This window comes from Paracoccus angustae, from assembly GCF_042648745.1.
GTDB lineage: Bacteria > Pseudomonadota > Alphaproteobacteria > Rhodobacterales > Rhodobacteraceae > Paracoccus > Paracoccus angustae.
This window is the reverse complement of the sequence record NZ_JBHRXY010000005.1, coordinates 169,393-182,990: the sequence shown is the minus strand read 5'-3', so window position 1 is coordinate 182,990 and position 13,598 is coordinate 169,393. Positions and strand designations below refer to the sequence as shown.

The following is a 13,598-nucleotide window of genomic DNA, read 5'->3' as shown; positions in this document are numbered from 1 at the left end:
CCAAGGCCAGGCAAAATCCAAGCAGGCCCGCACATGACCGAGACGCCGAAGACCCGTTTCAAACCCCGCATCTTTTCGGGCATCCAGCCTTCGGGCGGGCTGACACTGGGCAATTACCTGGGCGCGCTGAAGCGTTTCGCGGCCCTTCAGGGAGGCGAGGCCGAGACGATCTATTGCCTTGTGGATCTGCACGCGATCACGGTCTGGCAGGATCCCGAAACCCTGCGCCGCAACATCCGCGAGGCCGCCGCCGCCTTCATGGCGGCGGGCGTCGATCCCGCGCGGTCGGTGCTGTTCAACCAAAGCCAGGTTTCGGCCCATGCCGAAATGGCGTGGCTTTTCAACACCGTGGCCCGTGTCGGCTGGATGTACCGGATGACGCAGTTCAAGGACAAGGCGGGCAAGAACACCGAAAACGTCAGCCTGGGCCTTCTGGCCTATCCGGCGCTGATGGCCGCCGACATCCTCACCTATCAGGCGACCGCCGTTCCGGTGGGCGAGGATCAGAAGCAGCACCTGGAACTGACCCGCGACATCGCCGCCAAGTTCAACCACGACTATGGCGTCGAACAGTTCCCGATCACCGAGCCGCTGATCGAAGGCGCGGCGACCCGCGTCATGTCCCTGCGCGACGGCAGCAAGAAAATGTCGAAGTCCGATCCCTCGGACGCCAGCCGCATCAACCTGACCGACGGCGCCGACGCAATCGCGCAGAAGATCCGCAAGGCCCGCACCGACGCCGACCCCCTGCCCGGCAGCGCGGACGGCCTGAAGGACCGCCCCGAGGCGCGCAACCTGGTCAACATCTATGCCGCGCTTGCCGACGAAACGCCCGACCAGGTTCTGGCGCGGTTCGAAGGCCAGGGCTTCGGCGCCTTCAAGCCCGCGCTGGCGGACCTGGCCGTCGCCTCGCTAGAGCCGATCACGCGGCGGATGAACGACCACATGGCCGATCCGGCAGAGATCGACCGCATCCTGGGACAAGGCGCGGTCCGCGCGGACGAGATCGCGACACCCATCCTGGAACGGACCAAGGAGATCATGGGCCTTCTGCGCACCCGGCCGTGATCCGTCCCGCCTGTGCCTGAAGCCGCCGCTGCCCAGGCAGCGGCGGCTTTGTCTTCATCGAATTCGCTTTCGGTTCAGACGCTTGCCGAACTCCCGACTGAAATGATCAACTATATGATTTTGTTGGATTTTTATTGCGCCCGGGATTGAAGTGCGGTATACGGATCCCGACAAGGCCAGCCAGCGGGACCGCCAGCCAGCTTTCGGACCCAGCAAGCCAGCACCATGCCAGCCGCCATGCCCGCAAGACAGCCGCGTGCCATCCTGCCAGCCTATAGCGTCCGCATGACTTCCGCCGCGATCTCGAAGCTGCGCAGGCGCGCCCCGTGGTCGTGGATCTGCCCGGTCAGGATCACCTCGTCGGGCCTGTACTGCGCGATCAACGCCTGCATCTGATCCTTGACCTGCCCTGAATCGCCGACCGCGCTGATCTTCAGCGCTTGATCGACCATGCGCCGCATCTGCGGCCCGATCTCCGCGTCCAGATCGCGCACGGGGCGGGGCAGCTTGCCCGGCATCCCGGTCCGCAGCCGCGCAAAGGCAAGCTGCATCGAGGTGCGCAGATACTGCGCCTGTTCGGCGTCATCGGCGGCAAAGACGTTGATCGCGATCATCACCTGCGGCCGGTCGTTCCAGGGACCGGGACGGAAACGGTCGCGGTAAATGGCAATGGCCCCTTCCATGTCGCCCGGCGCGAAATGGCTGGCAAAGGCATAGGGCAGGCCCAGATGCGCCGCCAGTTGCGCGCCGAACAGGCTGCTGCCCAGGATCCAGACCGGGACATTCGTCCCCTCGCCCGGCAGCGCGCGAACAGCGGCGCCCGGGCGTTCGGGTCCCAGATAGTCCAGCAGCTCGACGACATCCTGCGGAAAGCTGTCGGCCATCGGATCGCGGCGCAGCGCCCGGATGACGGCGCCGTCGCCGCCCGGCGCGCGGCCGAGACCCAGGTCGATGCGGTCAGGAAAGACCGTCGCCAGCGTGCCGAAGGCCTCGGCCACGGTCAGCGGGGCGTGGTTCGGCAGCATGATGCCGCCCGCGCCCACCCGCATCCGGGATGTCGCCTGCGCCACCAGCCCGATCAGCACCGCCGTCGCGGCGCTGGCGATGCCCGGCATGTTGTGATGCTCGGCCAGCCAAAAGCGGCGATAGCCCCAGTCCTCGGCCCGGCGCGCCAGGTCAAGGGTGTTGCGGATGGCGTCCCGGGCTTCGAAACCCTCGGGCACCGGCGACAGATCAAGAAGGGAAAACGGAATGCTCATGCCGCCGAGTTATGCGCCCCGTGCCGAAATGCAAGCGGCCGGCTGCATATTCTGCAACCGGCTTATTCTTTGCCGAAATACCCTCGGGGGTGAATGGCGCGCTTGCGCGCCAGAGGGGGCGCGAGCGCCCCCTTGCCTTCAGTCCATCTTGCGCAGATAGGTCCAGGTCGGAACGCGGGCATTGCGGGCCACTGACCAGCTTTCCGCATCGCCCAGATAGACAAAGCCGCAGTTGGTCAGCACGCGGGCCGAGCCGGGATTGTCCTGGAACGCTTCGGCGAACAGCGTGCGGGCCTTGTGCGGGTTGGCGCGGACCAGGGCATCCACGGCCTCGGTCGCAAAGCCGGTGTTCCAGAAGCCAGCGCCGATCCAGAACCCCAGTTCGGACTGATCCCCCTCCATCCGGGTCAGCGAGACCACGCCCAGCAGTTCGGCCAGCTTGTTGGCCGAGCCGTCGATGGCCCAGACATCCTCGGTCCGGTCGGGCGACAGGGCGCGGGCGACAAAAGCCTCGGACGCGCCCGGCGGCAGCGGATGCGGGATCGCCCGCGTCCCTTCGGCCACGCGCTTGTCCGAGGTGTAATGCGCGATCATCCCGGCGTCCGAAGGACGCAGCGGGCGCAGGATGAACCGTTCGGTGGCGATAACGGGCTGGTTCAACGCGGAATCCGAAATCTTCAGATCGTCCAAGCGCGTTCCCTCCCGCATCGGTGCAGACATGACCATCTTCCCTCCCCCGGAAAACAGGCGGGGGACCGGCTTTCGCCGATCCCCCTGTAACAGCGAAATGTTAAGCTCGGGTTACTCGGCGGCTTCGAGGGTCGCGGGAATCACGGAAATGAAGGTGCGCCCCTTCAGACCTTTCTTGAAGGTCACATGACCGTCGGTCAGGGCGAACAGGGTATGGTCCTTGCCCATGCCGACATTGGTCCCGGCCCACCACTTGGTGCCGCGCTGACGCACGATGATGTTTCCGGCGACGGCTTCCTGGCCGCCATACAGCTTCACGCCCAGACGGCGACCGGCCGAATCGCGACCGTTGCGGGACGAACCGCCTGCTTTCTTGTGTGCCATGGGTCAGTCTCCTTACGCGTTTTCTTTGGTGCGTGCGCCGACGGCGGTCTTCACGCCGGTCGATGCCGCGCCTTCGGCCAGAACATCGGTCACCCGCAGCAGGGTCAGTTGCTGGCGATGCCCGCGCGTGCGCTGCGAGCTGTGCTTGCGGCGGCGCTTGACATAGGTGATGACCTTGTCGGCCTTGATCTGGTCGATCACTTCGGCCTGAACGCAGGCCCCGTCAACCAGCGGGGCGCCCAGGGTCGAGCCGACCATCAGGATTTCGTTGAACTGGATCTTGTCGCCAGCCGCGGCATTCAGCTTTTCAACGCGCAGGACATCGCCCGCCTGCACCTTGTATTGCTTGCCGCCCGTCTTCAGAACCGCGAACATCGCTTCGTTTCCTTCCTTGCCGCGTCCTATGGCCCCAGATCGCTCTGGCGTTGGGGTTTCCCGCCTTCGGACAGCGCATCCCCCATGGGATGTGATTCAAAATAACGTACCGGCCAAGGGCGTTCGCCCGGCCGGTCCGCGTGGATATGGCGGATTCCCGCTCTCGAGTCAAGCATCGGATCGCCCCGCGAAATTTCCGTCGCGGCATGGAACCCTGGCACATGGCACGGTTTTGTCAGCAGCCCTCCAAGGAATTCATCATGCAGAGTTTCACCTGTCCCGCCTGCAACACCCGCGTCTACTTCGACAACCTGTTCTGCGCCTGCGGCCAGCCCCTGTTCTACGAGCCCGAGGCGCGCGCCATGTGGAACAAGGCCGAACCCTGCGCCAACCGCGACACCATCCAGTGCAACTGGGCCGCCGTTCCGGGCGAAACGCTGTGCCGGTCCTGCGCCATGTCGGACACGGTGCCTGTTCTGAACGTGGGCGACAACCGGCAGCTTCTGGCCCGGGCGGAACGGGCGAAACGCTGGGTGCTGGCGAACCTGTCGAACTGGCAATGGTTCACCGATGCGGACGGGGGGATGCGGCCCCGCTTCCAGATGCTGTCCGAAAACACCGGCACCGGGCGGGCCGAGCAGATCATGATGGGCCACGACAACGGCGAAATCGTCATCAACGTGACCGAGGCCGACGAACTGATCCGCGTCCAGCGCCAGCGCCAGCTGGGCGAGCACTACAGATCCATGGTCGGCCATTTCCGGCACGAACTGGCGCATTTCCTGTTCGACCGGCTCAAGGCGGCGCCGGGCTTCGTGGACGAATTCCGTCCGCTGTTCGGCGACGAGACCGCCGATTACGACGCCGCCTTGCAGGAACACTACGCCAACCCCAAGGATCCGGGCGAGGATTTCATCACCGCCTATGCGACCTCCCACCCGCACGAGGACTGGGCCGAGACGGTGGCGCATCTGCTGCACATGGTCGATTTCACCGACAGCTTCGTCAGCGCGGGCCTGTCGATGACGGGCGTGCCCGACGGCTACCAGCCTTACGCCGACACCGACGCCGACCACCTGCTGAACATCGCGGCCGCCGTCGCCATCGCCATCAACGACATCAACCGCGCCCTGGACAACTCGGATCTGTATCCCTTCATCCTGACGCCGAAGATCCGGGAAAAGATCAAGTTCGCGCATGGCTGGATCAGCAGCCATGCGGAACGAGGCGCCTAGGAGTCGGCCTTTTCCTCGAGCGTCAGCCACTCCTCCTCGGCCTTCGACAGCGCCTGCTGCCGTTCGGCCAGCGCCTCGGTCGCCTTCTGGAACTTGGCGGGCGCCGTGGTGAACAGGTCGGGCTGCGCCAGGAACTCGGACAGCTTGGCGATCTCGGCTTCCAGCCGCTCGATCACGGCGGGCAGCGCATCGAGGCGGTGGCGTTCGGTAAAGGTCAGGCCAGCCTTGGCGGCCCTGGGCTTTTCGGGCGCGGCCTCGGGTTTTCTCGGCGCGCTGTCCGGGGCGGGGGGCGCATCCTCGCCCCGCTGCGCGCGGTAATCGGACCAGCCGCCGGCATAAACGGTGGCGCGGCCGTCGCCCTCCATCGCCACGGTGGTGTCGGCCACGCGGTCGATGAAGTCGCGGTCATGGCTGACCAGCAGCACGGTGCCGTCGTAATCGCCCAGCAGATCCTGAAGCAGGTCCAGCGTTTCCACGTCCAGGTCGTTGGTGGGTTCGTCCAGCACCAGAAGGTTCGACGGGCGCGCCATCAGCCGCGCCAGCAGCAGCCGCGCCTTCTCGCCGCCCGACAGGCTGCGCACCGGCGCGCGGGCCTGCGCGTCGTCGAACAGGAAGTCCTTGAGATAGGCCACCACATGACGGGGCTGGCCGCGCACCATGACCTGGTCCGCCCGGCCCGAGACCCGCATGTCGGGATCGCCGGTCAGCGATTCCCACAAGGTCTGGTCCGGGTTCAGCGCCGAGCGGGTCTGGTCGAAGACTGCCAGTTCCAGATTGGTGCCAAGCGTCACGCTGCCCTGGTCGGGCGCGATCTCTCCGGTCAGCATCTTGATCAGCGTGGTCTTGCCCGCGCCGTTCGGGCCGACAAAGGCCACCCGATCGCCCCGGTTCACCAGCAGGTCGAAAGGCCGCAGGATCACGCGGTCGCCAAAGGCCTTGGCGATGCCCTTGGCCTCGATCACCTTTCTGCCGGACTGCGGCCCGCTGTCCAGCGCCATTGCCGCCGTTCCCTGCCGCCGGATCTGGGCGCCGCGTTCGGCCCGCAGCGCGGCCAGGGCGCGGACGCGGCCCTGGTTGCGCTTGCGGCGCGCGCTGATGCCTTCGACGGCCCAGCGGGCCTCGGCCTTGATCTTGCGGTCCAGCTTGTGGCGGGCGTCGTCCTCGGCGGACCAGACGGCCTCGCGCCAGTCCTCGAAGGCTTCGAAGCCCTTTTCCTGGCGGCGCACCTCGCCCCGGTCGATCCACAGGGTCGCGCGGGTCAGGCGGCGCAGAAAGGCGCGGTCATGGCTGATGATGACATAAGCCGCGCGGGTCTGGGACAGGTGATCCTCGAGCCAGCCGATCGCCTCGATGTCCAGGTGGTTCGTGGGTTCGTCCAGCAGCATCAGTTCGGGCGCCCGCGCCAGCAGCCGGGCCAGCGCGGCGCGGCGGCGTTCGCCGCCCGATGCGGTATCGACCGGACGCGCGGGATCGAACTTCAGCCCCTCGGCGGCCATTTCGACGCGATAAGCCTCGGCCTCCGGCAGGCCGGAGGCGGCGAACTCGCCTAGGGTCGCGAAATCCGACAGGTCGGGGTCCTGCTCCATATAGCCGGTCGAGACCCCGGCGCTGACCACGACCTCGCCCCGGTCCACCTCGACCAGGCCCGCCATGACCTTCATCAGCGTGGATTTGCCCGATCCGTTGCGGCCCACAAGGGCCACCCGGTCGCCCGGCTGGATGGTGAGGGACAGCCCGTCGAACACGGGATCGCCGCCAAAGGTCAGCGAAATGTCGGTCAGTTGAAGAAGGGGTGCGCGTGCCATGGCTGCGGCCCTATCGCGGGGGGCGCGGGCGGTCAATGGATCGCACGTCAGGGGGCTTGCGCCCCGGGCGTTTGGATCCCAGAAAAGCGGCACGGTTCAGGAGGTTTGGATGGCCCGCAAGATTATCATCGACACCGATCCCGGCCAGGACGATGCGGTCGCGATCCTGCTGGCGCTGTCCAGCCCGGAACTGGAGGTGCTGGGCCTGACGGTGGTCGCGGGCAACGTGCCGCTGGCGCTGACCGAACGGAACGCGCGCAAAATCCTTGAACTGGCGGGCCGCCCCGACATCCCGGTCTTCGCGGGCTGCGACCAGCCCCTGGCGCGCAGGCTGGTGACGGCTGAAAACGTCCACGGCCAGACCGGCCTGGACGGGATCGAGCTGCCCGATCCCGCCATCGCCCTGCAACCTCGGCACGCCGTCGACTTCATCATCGACACGCTGCGCCGGGAACCGGCGGGCACGGTGACGCTGGTGCCCGTCGGCCCCCTGACCAACATCGCCCAGGCCTTCCGCCAGGCCCCCGACATCGTGACCCGCGTCCAGCAGATCGTCCTGATGGGCGGCGCCTATTTCGAAGTGGGCAACGTCACCCCCGCCGCCGAATTCAACATCTATGTCGATCCCGAAGCCGCGGCCGCCGTTTTTGCCGCGGGCGCGCCGCTGGTGGTGATGCCGCTGGACGCCACGCACGAGGCGCTGACCTCCCGCGACTGGATCGAGGGAATGCGCGCCCTGCCCGGCCGCTGCGGCCCCGCCGTCGCCAGTTGGACAGATTTCTTCGAGCGGTTCGACAAGGAGAAATACGGCAGCCAGGGCGCCCCGCTGCACGACCCTTGCACCATCGCCTGGCTGCTGCGCCCCGACCTGTTCCGGGGACGCGAGATCAATGTGGAAATCGAGACCGAAGGCCGCTTCACCACCGGCATGACGGTCGCCGACTGGTGGCGCGTCACGGGCCGTCCCGCCAATGCGCTTTTCATCCGCCATGTGGACCGGGACGGTTTCTTCGCCCTGCTGACCGAACGGCTGGCGCGGCTGCCCTAGGCCGGACCGGCTTTGCAGCTTTTCCGCACGCGATCTGGCGAAGGCTAGCGCCTTCGCCACGCCCACCCGTTCGGGCTTGGTCGCGACATGGCGGTATTTCTTATGAAACCCGATCACCCGGGGCAGGGAAAACGCGCGCGTTTCCTGATCCCGCCCGTTGGTGGAAGCGCGTTGCACCGCGCGTCCCGTATCTGCTGACCGCCGATCCGGCTTAGGGCGTGCTGCCGGTCAAGGGCACGGTTCCGGCGCCGTCGCCCAGGTCCGTGTTCAGCCGGACAACCAGATCCTGCGTCAGGTCGATGGCATCCAGCGACACGAAAACCGTGCGGCGGTCCAGCACCGCCACCGCGCCGCGTTCCTGCATCATCTCGCCCATCAGGGGCAGCGCCGCGCGATAAAAGGCCGCGCGATCCGTCTCGGCCCAGGCGTTCAGATCCTCCACCACCTTGGCGCGCTCGCGCCGGACTTCGGTGGCGCGCAGATCGAAGGCCTCGGCCTGCTTGCGGAACTCTGCCGGATCCAGCGTGCCGCGCTGCCGGGTCAGTTCGGCCTCCTCGTCGGACAACTGGGCGGCAAGGCGTTCGTTCTCTGCCTCGATCTTGCGGCCTTCCTCCTCCAGCACGCGCTGCGTCCGCTTGCCCCAGTCAGACGCCGCGAACAGCCGGTCCTGATCCACCGTGAGGATCGGGGCCGCAGCCAGCGGCTTGGAATCGGCAGGCGTGCGGATGGTGCGCGAGGGCAGTTCCGGCGCGGCCGGGGCGCCTTCCGGCGCCTCCTGCGCCGCGGCGCCGCCCGCCAGGGCAAGCAGCGCGCAAGCCGCGACCAGCCCCGCCCCCCGCATCAGAACCGGGTCGAGATGGTCAGGTCGAAGTTCTGCTCCTCGTCGTAGTCTTCCTTCTTGAGCGCCTTCGAGAAGTTGAACCGCAGCGGGCCGATCGGCGTCGTCCAGAACAGCGAGGCCCCGACCGACGCGCGGATATGCATCGAATCGTCCACGGGCTCGCCCCCGGTGCCGACCGTGTCGTCCAGCCCCCAGATCGAGCCGACATCGGCGAACAACCCGCCCGAGATGCCGTATTCCTCGGGCAGGCCCAAGGGGAACTGCGCCTCGGTGCGGACCACCCAGAAATAGTTGCCGCCCAACCCGTCTTCGTTTTCGGCCGCCAGGTCGCGCGGGCCGATGCCGTTGGGTTCAAACCCGCGGATGCGGGTGCCGCCGCGGTATCGGTCCAGGATCCAGGTCGAATAGTCGTCCAGCGAATGGATCGCGCCCGCCTCGAACTCGGCGCGCAGGGTGACCTCCTCGCGCCAGGCGGTGCTTTCCACGCCGGCCAGGGTGCTTGTGGTCACGCTTTTCGTGTCGCCCCCAAGCCCCGCGAAATCCTGCGAAAAGCGCAGCTTGTAGCTGGTCAGCGGGTCCAGCCCGGTGATGCGCGTGTCCCACAGATAGCTGTAGCCGAGCGCCGAGGTGACGCGCTGCCCTTCCTCGCGTTGCAGGATTTCCGAGCTGTCGTCCTCGACCCCGCCAAGCGTTTCCTTGGACAGGCGATAGCGCAGTTCCAGCCGCCCGTTCTGCGAGATCGGGAATTCGATCGACGGACGCACCCCGACCGACCGGGTGTTGTAGTCCGAGTTCAGGCTTTCGGTGACGTTGTAATAGGTGTTGAAGCCGAAGCGCAGGTCGCGGCCCAGGAAATAGGGTTCGATAAAGGTCAGCGAGGACGACTGGTCCCCATCCGCGGTCGAGATCGACAGCCCCACCGTCTGGCCCCGGCCAAGGAAGTTGTTTTCCTGCAAGGACGCGTTCAGTCCCACGCCCGAGGACACGCCGTAGGACGCGCCGAAGGACAGCGATCCGGTCGGCTGTTCCTCCACGTTCACATCCACGATCACCTGTTCGCCGCTGCTGCCGGGGCGGCTTTCGACCTGGGCATCGCTGAAATAGCCAAGCGCGCGGATGCGTTCGGCGGCATTGCGGATCTCGCGCGGGCTGAAGGGATCGCCCTCGACCGTGTTGAACTGGCGGCGGATCACCTGATCCAGCGTGGTCGTGTTGCCCTCGATGTCGATGCGTTCCACGAAAACGCGCGGACCGCGGGTGACGGCAAAGGTCAGGTCCAGCGTCTGGTTTTGCGGATTGCGCGTGACCCGCGGCTCGATGTTGACGAAGTTCAGGCCTTGTTGCAGCGCCACCGTTTCCATTCGCCGGATGGTGTTGTCGATGGCGGCGGGATTGTAGACATCGCCCCGCCCGACGCGGTTCTGCGCGGCAAAGGCGGCCGCGTCGACGCCCGGGATCTCGGACACGGTGTTGACCTGCGCGAAACGATAGCGCGGGCCTTCCTGGATGTTGAAGGTGATGTAGAAGGCGTCGCGTTCGCGCGCCAGTTCCGGCGCCACGGCCTGCACCCGGAAATCGGCGTACCCGCGCGAGCGGTAGAAATCGGTCAGCAGCTGTTCGTCCAGTTGCAGCCGTTCGGGCGCAAAAGTGTCGCGGCGGATAAAGGTGCGCAGGATCCCGGCCTGCTTGGTGTCCAGCACGTTGCGCAGCCGGCGGTCGCTGAAGGCGCGGTTGCCGGTAAAGCCGATGCGCTCGATTTCCGTGACGTTGCCCTCGCGGACCTCGAAGACCAGGTCCACGCGGTTGTCGCTGCGGCGGATGATGCGCGGATCGACGCGGGCGGCCAGGCGGCCCTGCGCGGCATAGGCCTGGGCGATGTTGTTGGCGTCCTGGATGGCCTGGCTGGGCTGATAGACCCGGCGGGACTGGCTTTGCACGACCTCGGACAGTTGCTCGTCGTTGATGCGGCGGTTGCCCTCGAAGCTGATCTGGTTGATCGTGGGGTATTCGCTGACCCGGATCACCAGGACGCCGCCCTGGGGCACGATCTCGACCGTTTCGAACAGGCCGGAATTCTGCAAGCGTTGCAGCGCGTCGTTCAGTTCGCCCGCCGACACGTCCTGGCCGCGCGCGATATTGGCATAGGACAGCACGGTGGCCGGTTCGACCCGCTGCGCGCCCTCGATGCGCACGTCGTTGAAGACATAAGCCGCCGCGGCCCCTGGGATCAGCGTCGCCGGGACCGCAATCGTCAAGGCCGTCATCAGCGCGACCGCGCCCTTGCCCAGTTTCCGTGTCATCGCTGCCCCTCTTGCCGTCAGCCTGAAGCGGCGCTGTTTTCAGCGCCTTCTTTTGCACCAAGCTTGTGCATCAATCCGCCTGCCCTGTCAAAAGCGCATCGCGCGTCAAGGGCACAAAAGATCGTTGGTGAGCCCGAAAATCATCAGCGACAGCACCGCCGCCATGCCGATCGCCGTCAGCAGGTTCAGCGCCTTGTCCGAGGGCGGGCGGCCGGTCACGGCCTCCCACGTGTAGAACATCAGATGGCCGCCATCCAGAACCGGGATCGGCAGCAGGTTCAGGAACCCGATGGCCGCCGACAGGACCGCGATCCACCACAGGAAGCTGCCGCCGCCCGCGCTGGCCGCCTGCCCTGTGCTTTCCGCGATGCTGATCGCGCCCCCCAGGTTGCACGTCCCGATCTGGCCCGAGATCATCGCCCACATCCCCGAAAGGGACGAGGCGATGATGCCCCAGGTCTGCTGGATGCCCAGTCCCAGCGATTCCAGCGGCCCGGCGCGGCGCGTCGCGGGCGCGAAGAAGCTTTCGCCGCCCGTCACGCCGATCAGCCAGCGGCGTTCGTAGCCTCCGCCGTCGGCGGGCAGATCCTGCATCTTGGGAACAAGCGTGTAATCGGCCGTTCCCGCGCCGGGACGCCACACATGCAGGGTCAGCGGCCGGCCTTCGGCGGCCTCGACCGCCTGGCGCATCTGGGTGAAGCGGCTGACGGGCTGGCCGTCGATGGCCAGAACCACGTCGCCGGCGCGCAGCCCGGCCTCGGCCGCCGCGCTGCGCGGGGCCACGCCGCTGATGCGGGCGGGCATGGGGTCGGGACCGCGCACAGTGATCTCGGCCCCGTCGCGCAGCACGCGCCAGTCCTGCTGCGCGGCCACCGGCAGCGTTTCCGCGATTTGTCCGATGTCGCCCCAGGTCTGGACCGGCTGGCCGCCCACGGCCAGGATCCGGTCGCCCGGCTGCAACTCGTTGACCACGCCGGGCGGAGCCTCGGCAATGGCGCCGACCTGCGGCTCCTCGGTGGGCAGGCCCTGGACCAGCGCGAAGCCGCCAAAAACCAGGATCGACAGGATGAAATTGAAGACCGGCCCCGCCAGCAGCGTCGCAAAGCGCGCCCACAACGGCGCCCCCGACAGCGTTTGCCGCCGCAAGGCCGGATCGACCGGGCGGCCGGTCCCCGCGCTGGCGGCATTGGCGTCGCCCAGAAAGCGGACATAACCGCCCAGCGGGATCGCGGCCACCTGCCACAGCGTGCCGCGCCGGTCGCGGCGCGAGATCAGGCGCGGGCCAAATCCCACCGAAAAAACCTCGGCCCGGATCCCCGACAGCCTGCCGATGTAATAATGGCCGAATTCGTGAACGGTCACGATCACCGCCAAGGCCACGAAAAACGCAGCCAGCGTCCACAGCGTGCTGCCGAATTGCGGGATCAGGTCGGTCATGCGGCGGCTTCCTTGCGTGCTTCGCGGTCCCAATGCAGGACCGTCTCCAGATCAGCCGGATCATCGCCGAAGCCTGCGCGCGCCGACAGGGCCTCCAAGGTCATTTCCACGCGAGGCGCCATCGCCGTGAACCGGATCCGTCCGCCGATGAAGTCGTCGAGCGCCTGTTCCTTGGCCGCGTTGAACACCGCCCCCGCCATGCCGCCCGCCGTCATCACCTCTCGCGCAAGGCGCAGGGCGGGCCAGCGGATCTCATCGGGCGCCCGAAAGGTCAGGCTGCCGAGCGCGGCCAGATCCAGCGGCGCCACCGGCAGCGGCGCGCGGCGGGGCCAGTTCAGCGCGAAGCCTATGGCATGGCGCATGTCGGGCGCGCCCAGATGCGCGATGGTGCCGCCATCGACATGGCCGACCAGGGCATGAATGATCGATTCGGGATGGACCAGCACCCTGATCTGATCGGGCCGGAGGCCGAAAAACTCTTTCGCCTCGATGACCTCCATCGCCTTGTTGAACATCGACGCACTGTCGATGGTGATCCGCTGGCCCATCGCCCAGTTGGGGTGGGTCGAGGCCTCGGCCACCGTCGCCGCGGCCAGCCGCTCCAGCGGCCAGTCGCGGAAGGCGCCGCCCGAGGCGGTAATGGTCACGTCCTTGACGGATTCGAGATCATCCTGGCCAAGCGCCTGAAAGATCGCGGAATGTTCGGAATCCACCGGCAGGATCGTGGCGCCTCCGGCTTGGGCCGCCCGGCGCAGCAGCGGCCCCGCGCAGACCAGGGATTCCTTGTTGGCAAGCGCCAGCACGCCCCCTTGGGCCAGAGCCGTCAGCCCCGGCGCCAGCCCCGCCGCGCCGACAATGGCCGACAGCACCCAATCCGACGGGCGCCGCGCGGCCTCGATCAAGGCCTGGGGGCCTGCCGCGGCCTCGACGCCGCTGCCCGCCAGCGCGTCGCGCAGGTCGCCCAGCAGGCCGGGATGCGCGGTCACGGCGACCTCGGCCCGCAGGTCGCGCGCCATCCGCGCCAGCCGCGCGATGTTGCGCCCGCCGGTCAGCGCGACCGTGTGGAATGCCCCGGGCCCGCCCGCGCGGCGGATCAGGTCAACGCCGTTCGCCCCGATCGAACCGGTGGCCCCGAAAATGGAAATCCGTCGCATTC

Annotated in this window: 12 protein-coding genes; 3 read left to right on the top strand and 9 right to left on the bottom strand. The window is 67.3% G+C overall.

Annotated elements, in window-relative coordinates; genetic code table 11:
- Nucleotides 1–33 precede the first annotated feature (33 nt).
- A complete protein-coding gene (trpS, locus tag ACFOM8_RS09300; RefSeq protein ID WP_377761078.1) occupies nucleotides 34–1,068 on the top strand; it encodes a tryptophan--tRNA ligase in 1,035 nt (344 codons plus the stop codon).
- 272 nt (nucleotides 1,069–1,340) lie between these two features.
- On the opposite strand, the gene ACFOM8_RS09295 is transcribed toward trpS, so the two are convergent.
- From ACFOM8_RS09295 to rplU, 4 genes are all read right to left on the bottom strand, one after another.
- Entirely contained in the window at nucleotides 1,341–2,321 is a 981-nt protein-coding gene (locus ACFOM8_RS09295; RefSeq protein WP_377761110.1) for an LLM class flavin-dependent oxidoreductase, read from the bottom strand.
- A gap of 144 nt (nucleotides 2,322–2,465) precedes the next feature.
- Nucleotides 2,466–3,017, bottom strand: a complete 552-nt coding sequence (locus ACFOM8_RS09290; RefSeq protein ID WP_377761077.1) for a GNAT family N-acetyltransferase — start codon at nucleotides 3,015–3,017, stop codon at nucleotides 2,466–2,468.
- Between the two features lie 111 nt (nucleotides 3,018–3,128).
- A complete protein-coding gene (rpmA, locus tag ACFOM8_RS09285; RefSeq protein WP_377761076.1) occupies nucleotides 3,129–3,401 on the bottom strand; it encodes a 50S ribosomal protein L27 in 273 nt (90 codons plus the stop codon).
- Nucleotides 3,402–3,413: 12 nt separating this feature from the next.
- Entirely contained in the window at nucleotides 3,414–3,776 is a 363-nt protein-coding gene (gene rplU / locus ACFOM8_RS09280) for a 50S ribosomal protein L21 (RefSeq protein ID WP_377761075.1), read from the bottom strand.
- Nucleotides 3,777–4,036: 260 nt separating this feature from the next.
- Here rplU and ACFOM8_RS09275 point away from each other — a divergent pair, with 260 nt between their 5' ends.
- Nucleotides 4,037–5,011 (top strand): putative zinc-binding metallopeptidase, encoded by a 975-nt coding sequence (locus ACFOM8_RS09275; protein ID WP_377761074.1) that lies wholly within the window; start codon nucleotides 4,037–4,039, stop codon nucleotides 5,009–5,011.
- Here ACFOM8_RS09275 and ACFOM8_RS09270 read toward each other — a convergent pair.
- Nucleotides 5,008–6,816 (bottom strand): ABC-F family ATP-binding cassette domain-containing protein, encoded by a 1,809-nt coding sequence (locus tag ACFOM8_RS09270; protein ID WP_377761073.1) that lies wholly within the window; start codon nucleotides 6,814–6,816, stop codon nucleotides 5,008–5,010. The genes ACFOM8_RS09275 and ACFOM8_RS09270 overlap by 4 nt on opposite strands.
- Before the next feature lie 109 nt (nucleotides 6,817–6,925).
- Here ACFOM8_RS09270 and ACFOM8_RS09265 point away from each other — a divergent pair, with 109 nt between their 5' ends.
- Nucleotides 6,926–7,864 carry a nucleoside hydrolase gene (locus ACFOM8_RS09265; RefSeq protein ID WP_377761072.1) on the top strand — a complete coding sequence of 313 codons (939 nt, stop codon included), beginning with the start codon at nucleotides 6,926–6,928 and terminating at the stop codon, nucleotides 7,862–7,864.
- Between the two features lie 211 nt (nucleotides 7,865–8,075).
- Here ACFOM8_RS09265 and ACFOM8_RS09260 read toward each other — a convergent pair whose 3' ends face one another.
- The 4 genes from ACFOM8_RS09260 to dxr all read right to left on the bottom strand — a co-directional run bounded on the left by ACFOM8_RS09260 (nucleotide 8,076) and on the right by dxr (nucleotide 13,596).
- Nucleotides 8,076–8,705, bottom strand: a complete 630-nt coding sequence (locus tag ACFOM8_RS09260; RefSeq protein ID WP_377761071.1) for an OmpH family outer membrane protein — start codon at nucleotides 8,703–8,705, stop codon at nucleotides 8,076–8,078.
- Entirely contained in the window at nucleotides 8,705–11,005 is a 2,301-nt protein-coding gene (gene bamA / locus ACFOM8_RS09255) for an outer membrane protein assembly factor BamA (RefSeq protein ID WP_377761070.1), read from the bottom strand. Before bamA ends, ACFOM8_RS09260 begins: the two co-directional genes overlap by 1 nt.
- A 105-nt stretch (nucleotides 11,006–11,110) precedes the next feature.
- Nucleotides 11,111–12,442, bottom strand: a complete 1,332-nt coding sequence (gene rseP, locus ACFOM8_RS09250) for an RIP metalloprotease RseP (protein WP_377761069.1) — start codon at nucleotides 12,440–12,442, stop codon at nucleotides 11,111–11,113.
- A complete protein-coding gene (dxr, locus tag ACFOM8_RS09245; RefSeq protein WP_377761068.1) occupies nucleotides 12,439–13,596 on the bottom strand; it encodes a 1-deoxy-D-xylulose-5-phosphate reductoisomerase in 1,158 nt (385 codons plus the stop codon). The genes rseP and dxr overlap by 4 nt, the downstream gene beginning before the upstream one ends.
- Nucleotides 13,597–13,598 lie beyond the last annotated feature (2 nt).

Excerpts from the sequence above, each read along its gene's own strand:
- dxr (WP_377761068.1), bottom strand. The coding sequence starts at position 13,596 with ATGCGACGGATTTCCATTTTCGGGGCCACCGGTTCGATCGGGGCGAAC.
- ACFOM8_RS09270 (WP_377761073.1), bottom strand. The coding sequence starts at position 6,816 with ATGGCACGCGCACCCCTTCTTCAACTGACCGACATTTCGCTGACCTTT.
- rseP (WP_377761069.1), bottom strand. The coding sequence starts at position 12,442 with ATGACCGACCTGATCCCGCAATTCGGCAGCACGCTGTGGACGCTGGCT.
- bamA (WP_377761070.1), bottom strand. The coding sequence starts at position 11,005 with ATGACACGGAAACTGGGCAAGGGCGCGGTCGCGCTGATGACGGCCTTG.
- ACFOM8_RS09260 (WP_377761071.1), bottom strand. The coding sequence starts at position 8,705 with ATGCGGGGGGCGGGGCTGGTCGCGGCTTGCGCGCTGCTTGCCCTGGCG.
- ACFOM8_RS09265 (WP_377761072.1), top strand. The coding sequence starts at position 6,926 with ATGGCCCGCAAGATTATCATCGACACCGATCCCGGCCAGGACGATGCG.
- trpS (WP_377761078.1), top strand. The coding sequence starts at position 34 with ATGACCGAGACGCCGAAGACCCGTTTCAAACCCCGCATCTTTTCGGGC.
- ACFOM8_RS09275 (WP_377761074.1), top strand. The coding sequence starts at position 4,037 with ATGCAGAGTTTCACCTGTCCCGCCTGCAACACCCGCGTCTACTTCGAC.
- rplU (WP_377761075.1), bottom strand. The coding sequence starts at position 3,776 with ATGTTCGCGGTTCTGAAGACGGGCGGCAAGCAATACAAGGTGCAGGCG.
- rpmA (WP_377761076.1), bottom strand. The coding sequence starts at position 3,401 with ATGGCACACAAGAAAGCAGGCGGTTCGTCCCGCAACGGTCGCGATTCG.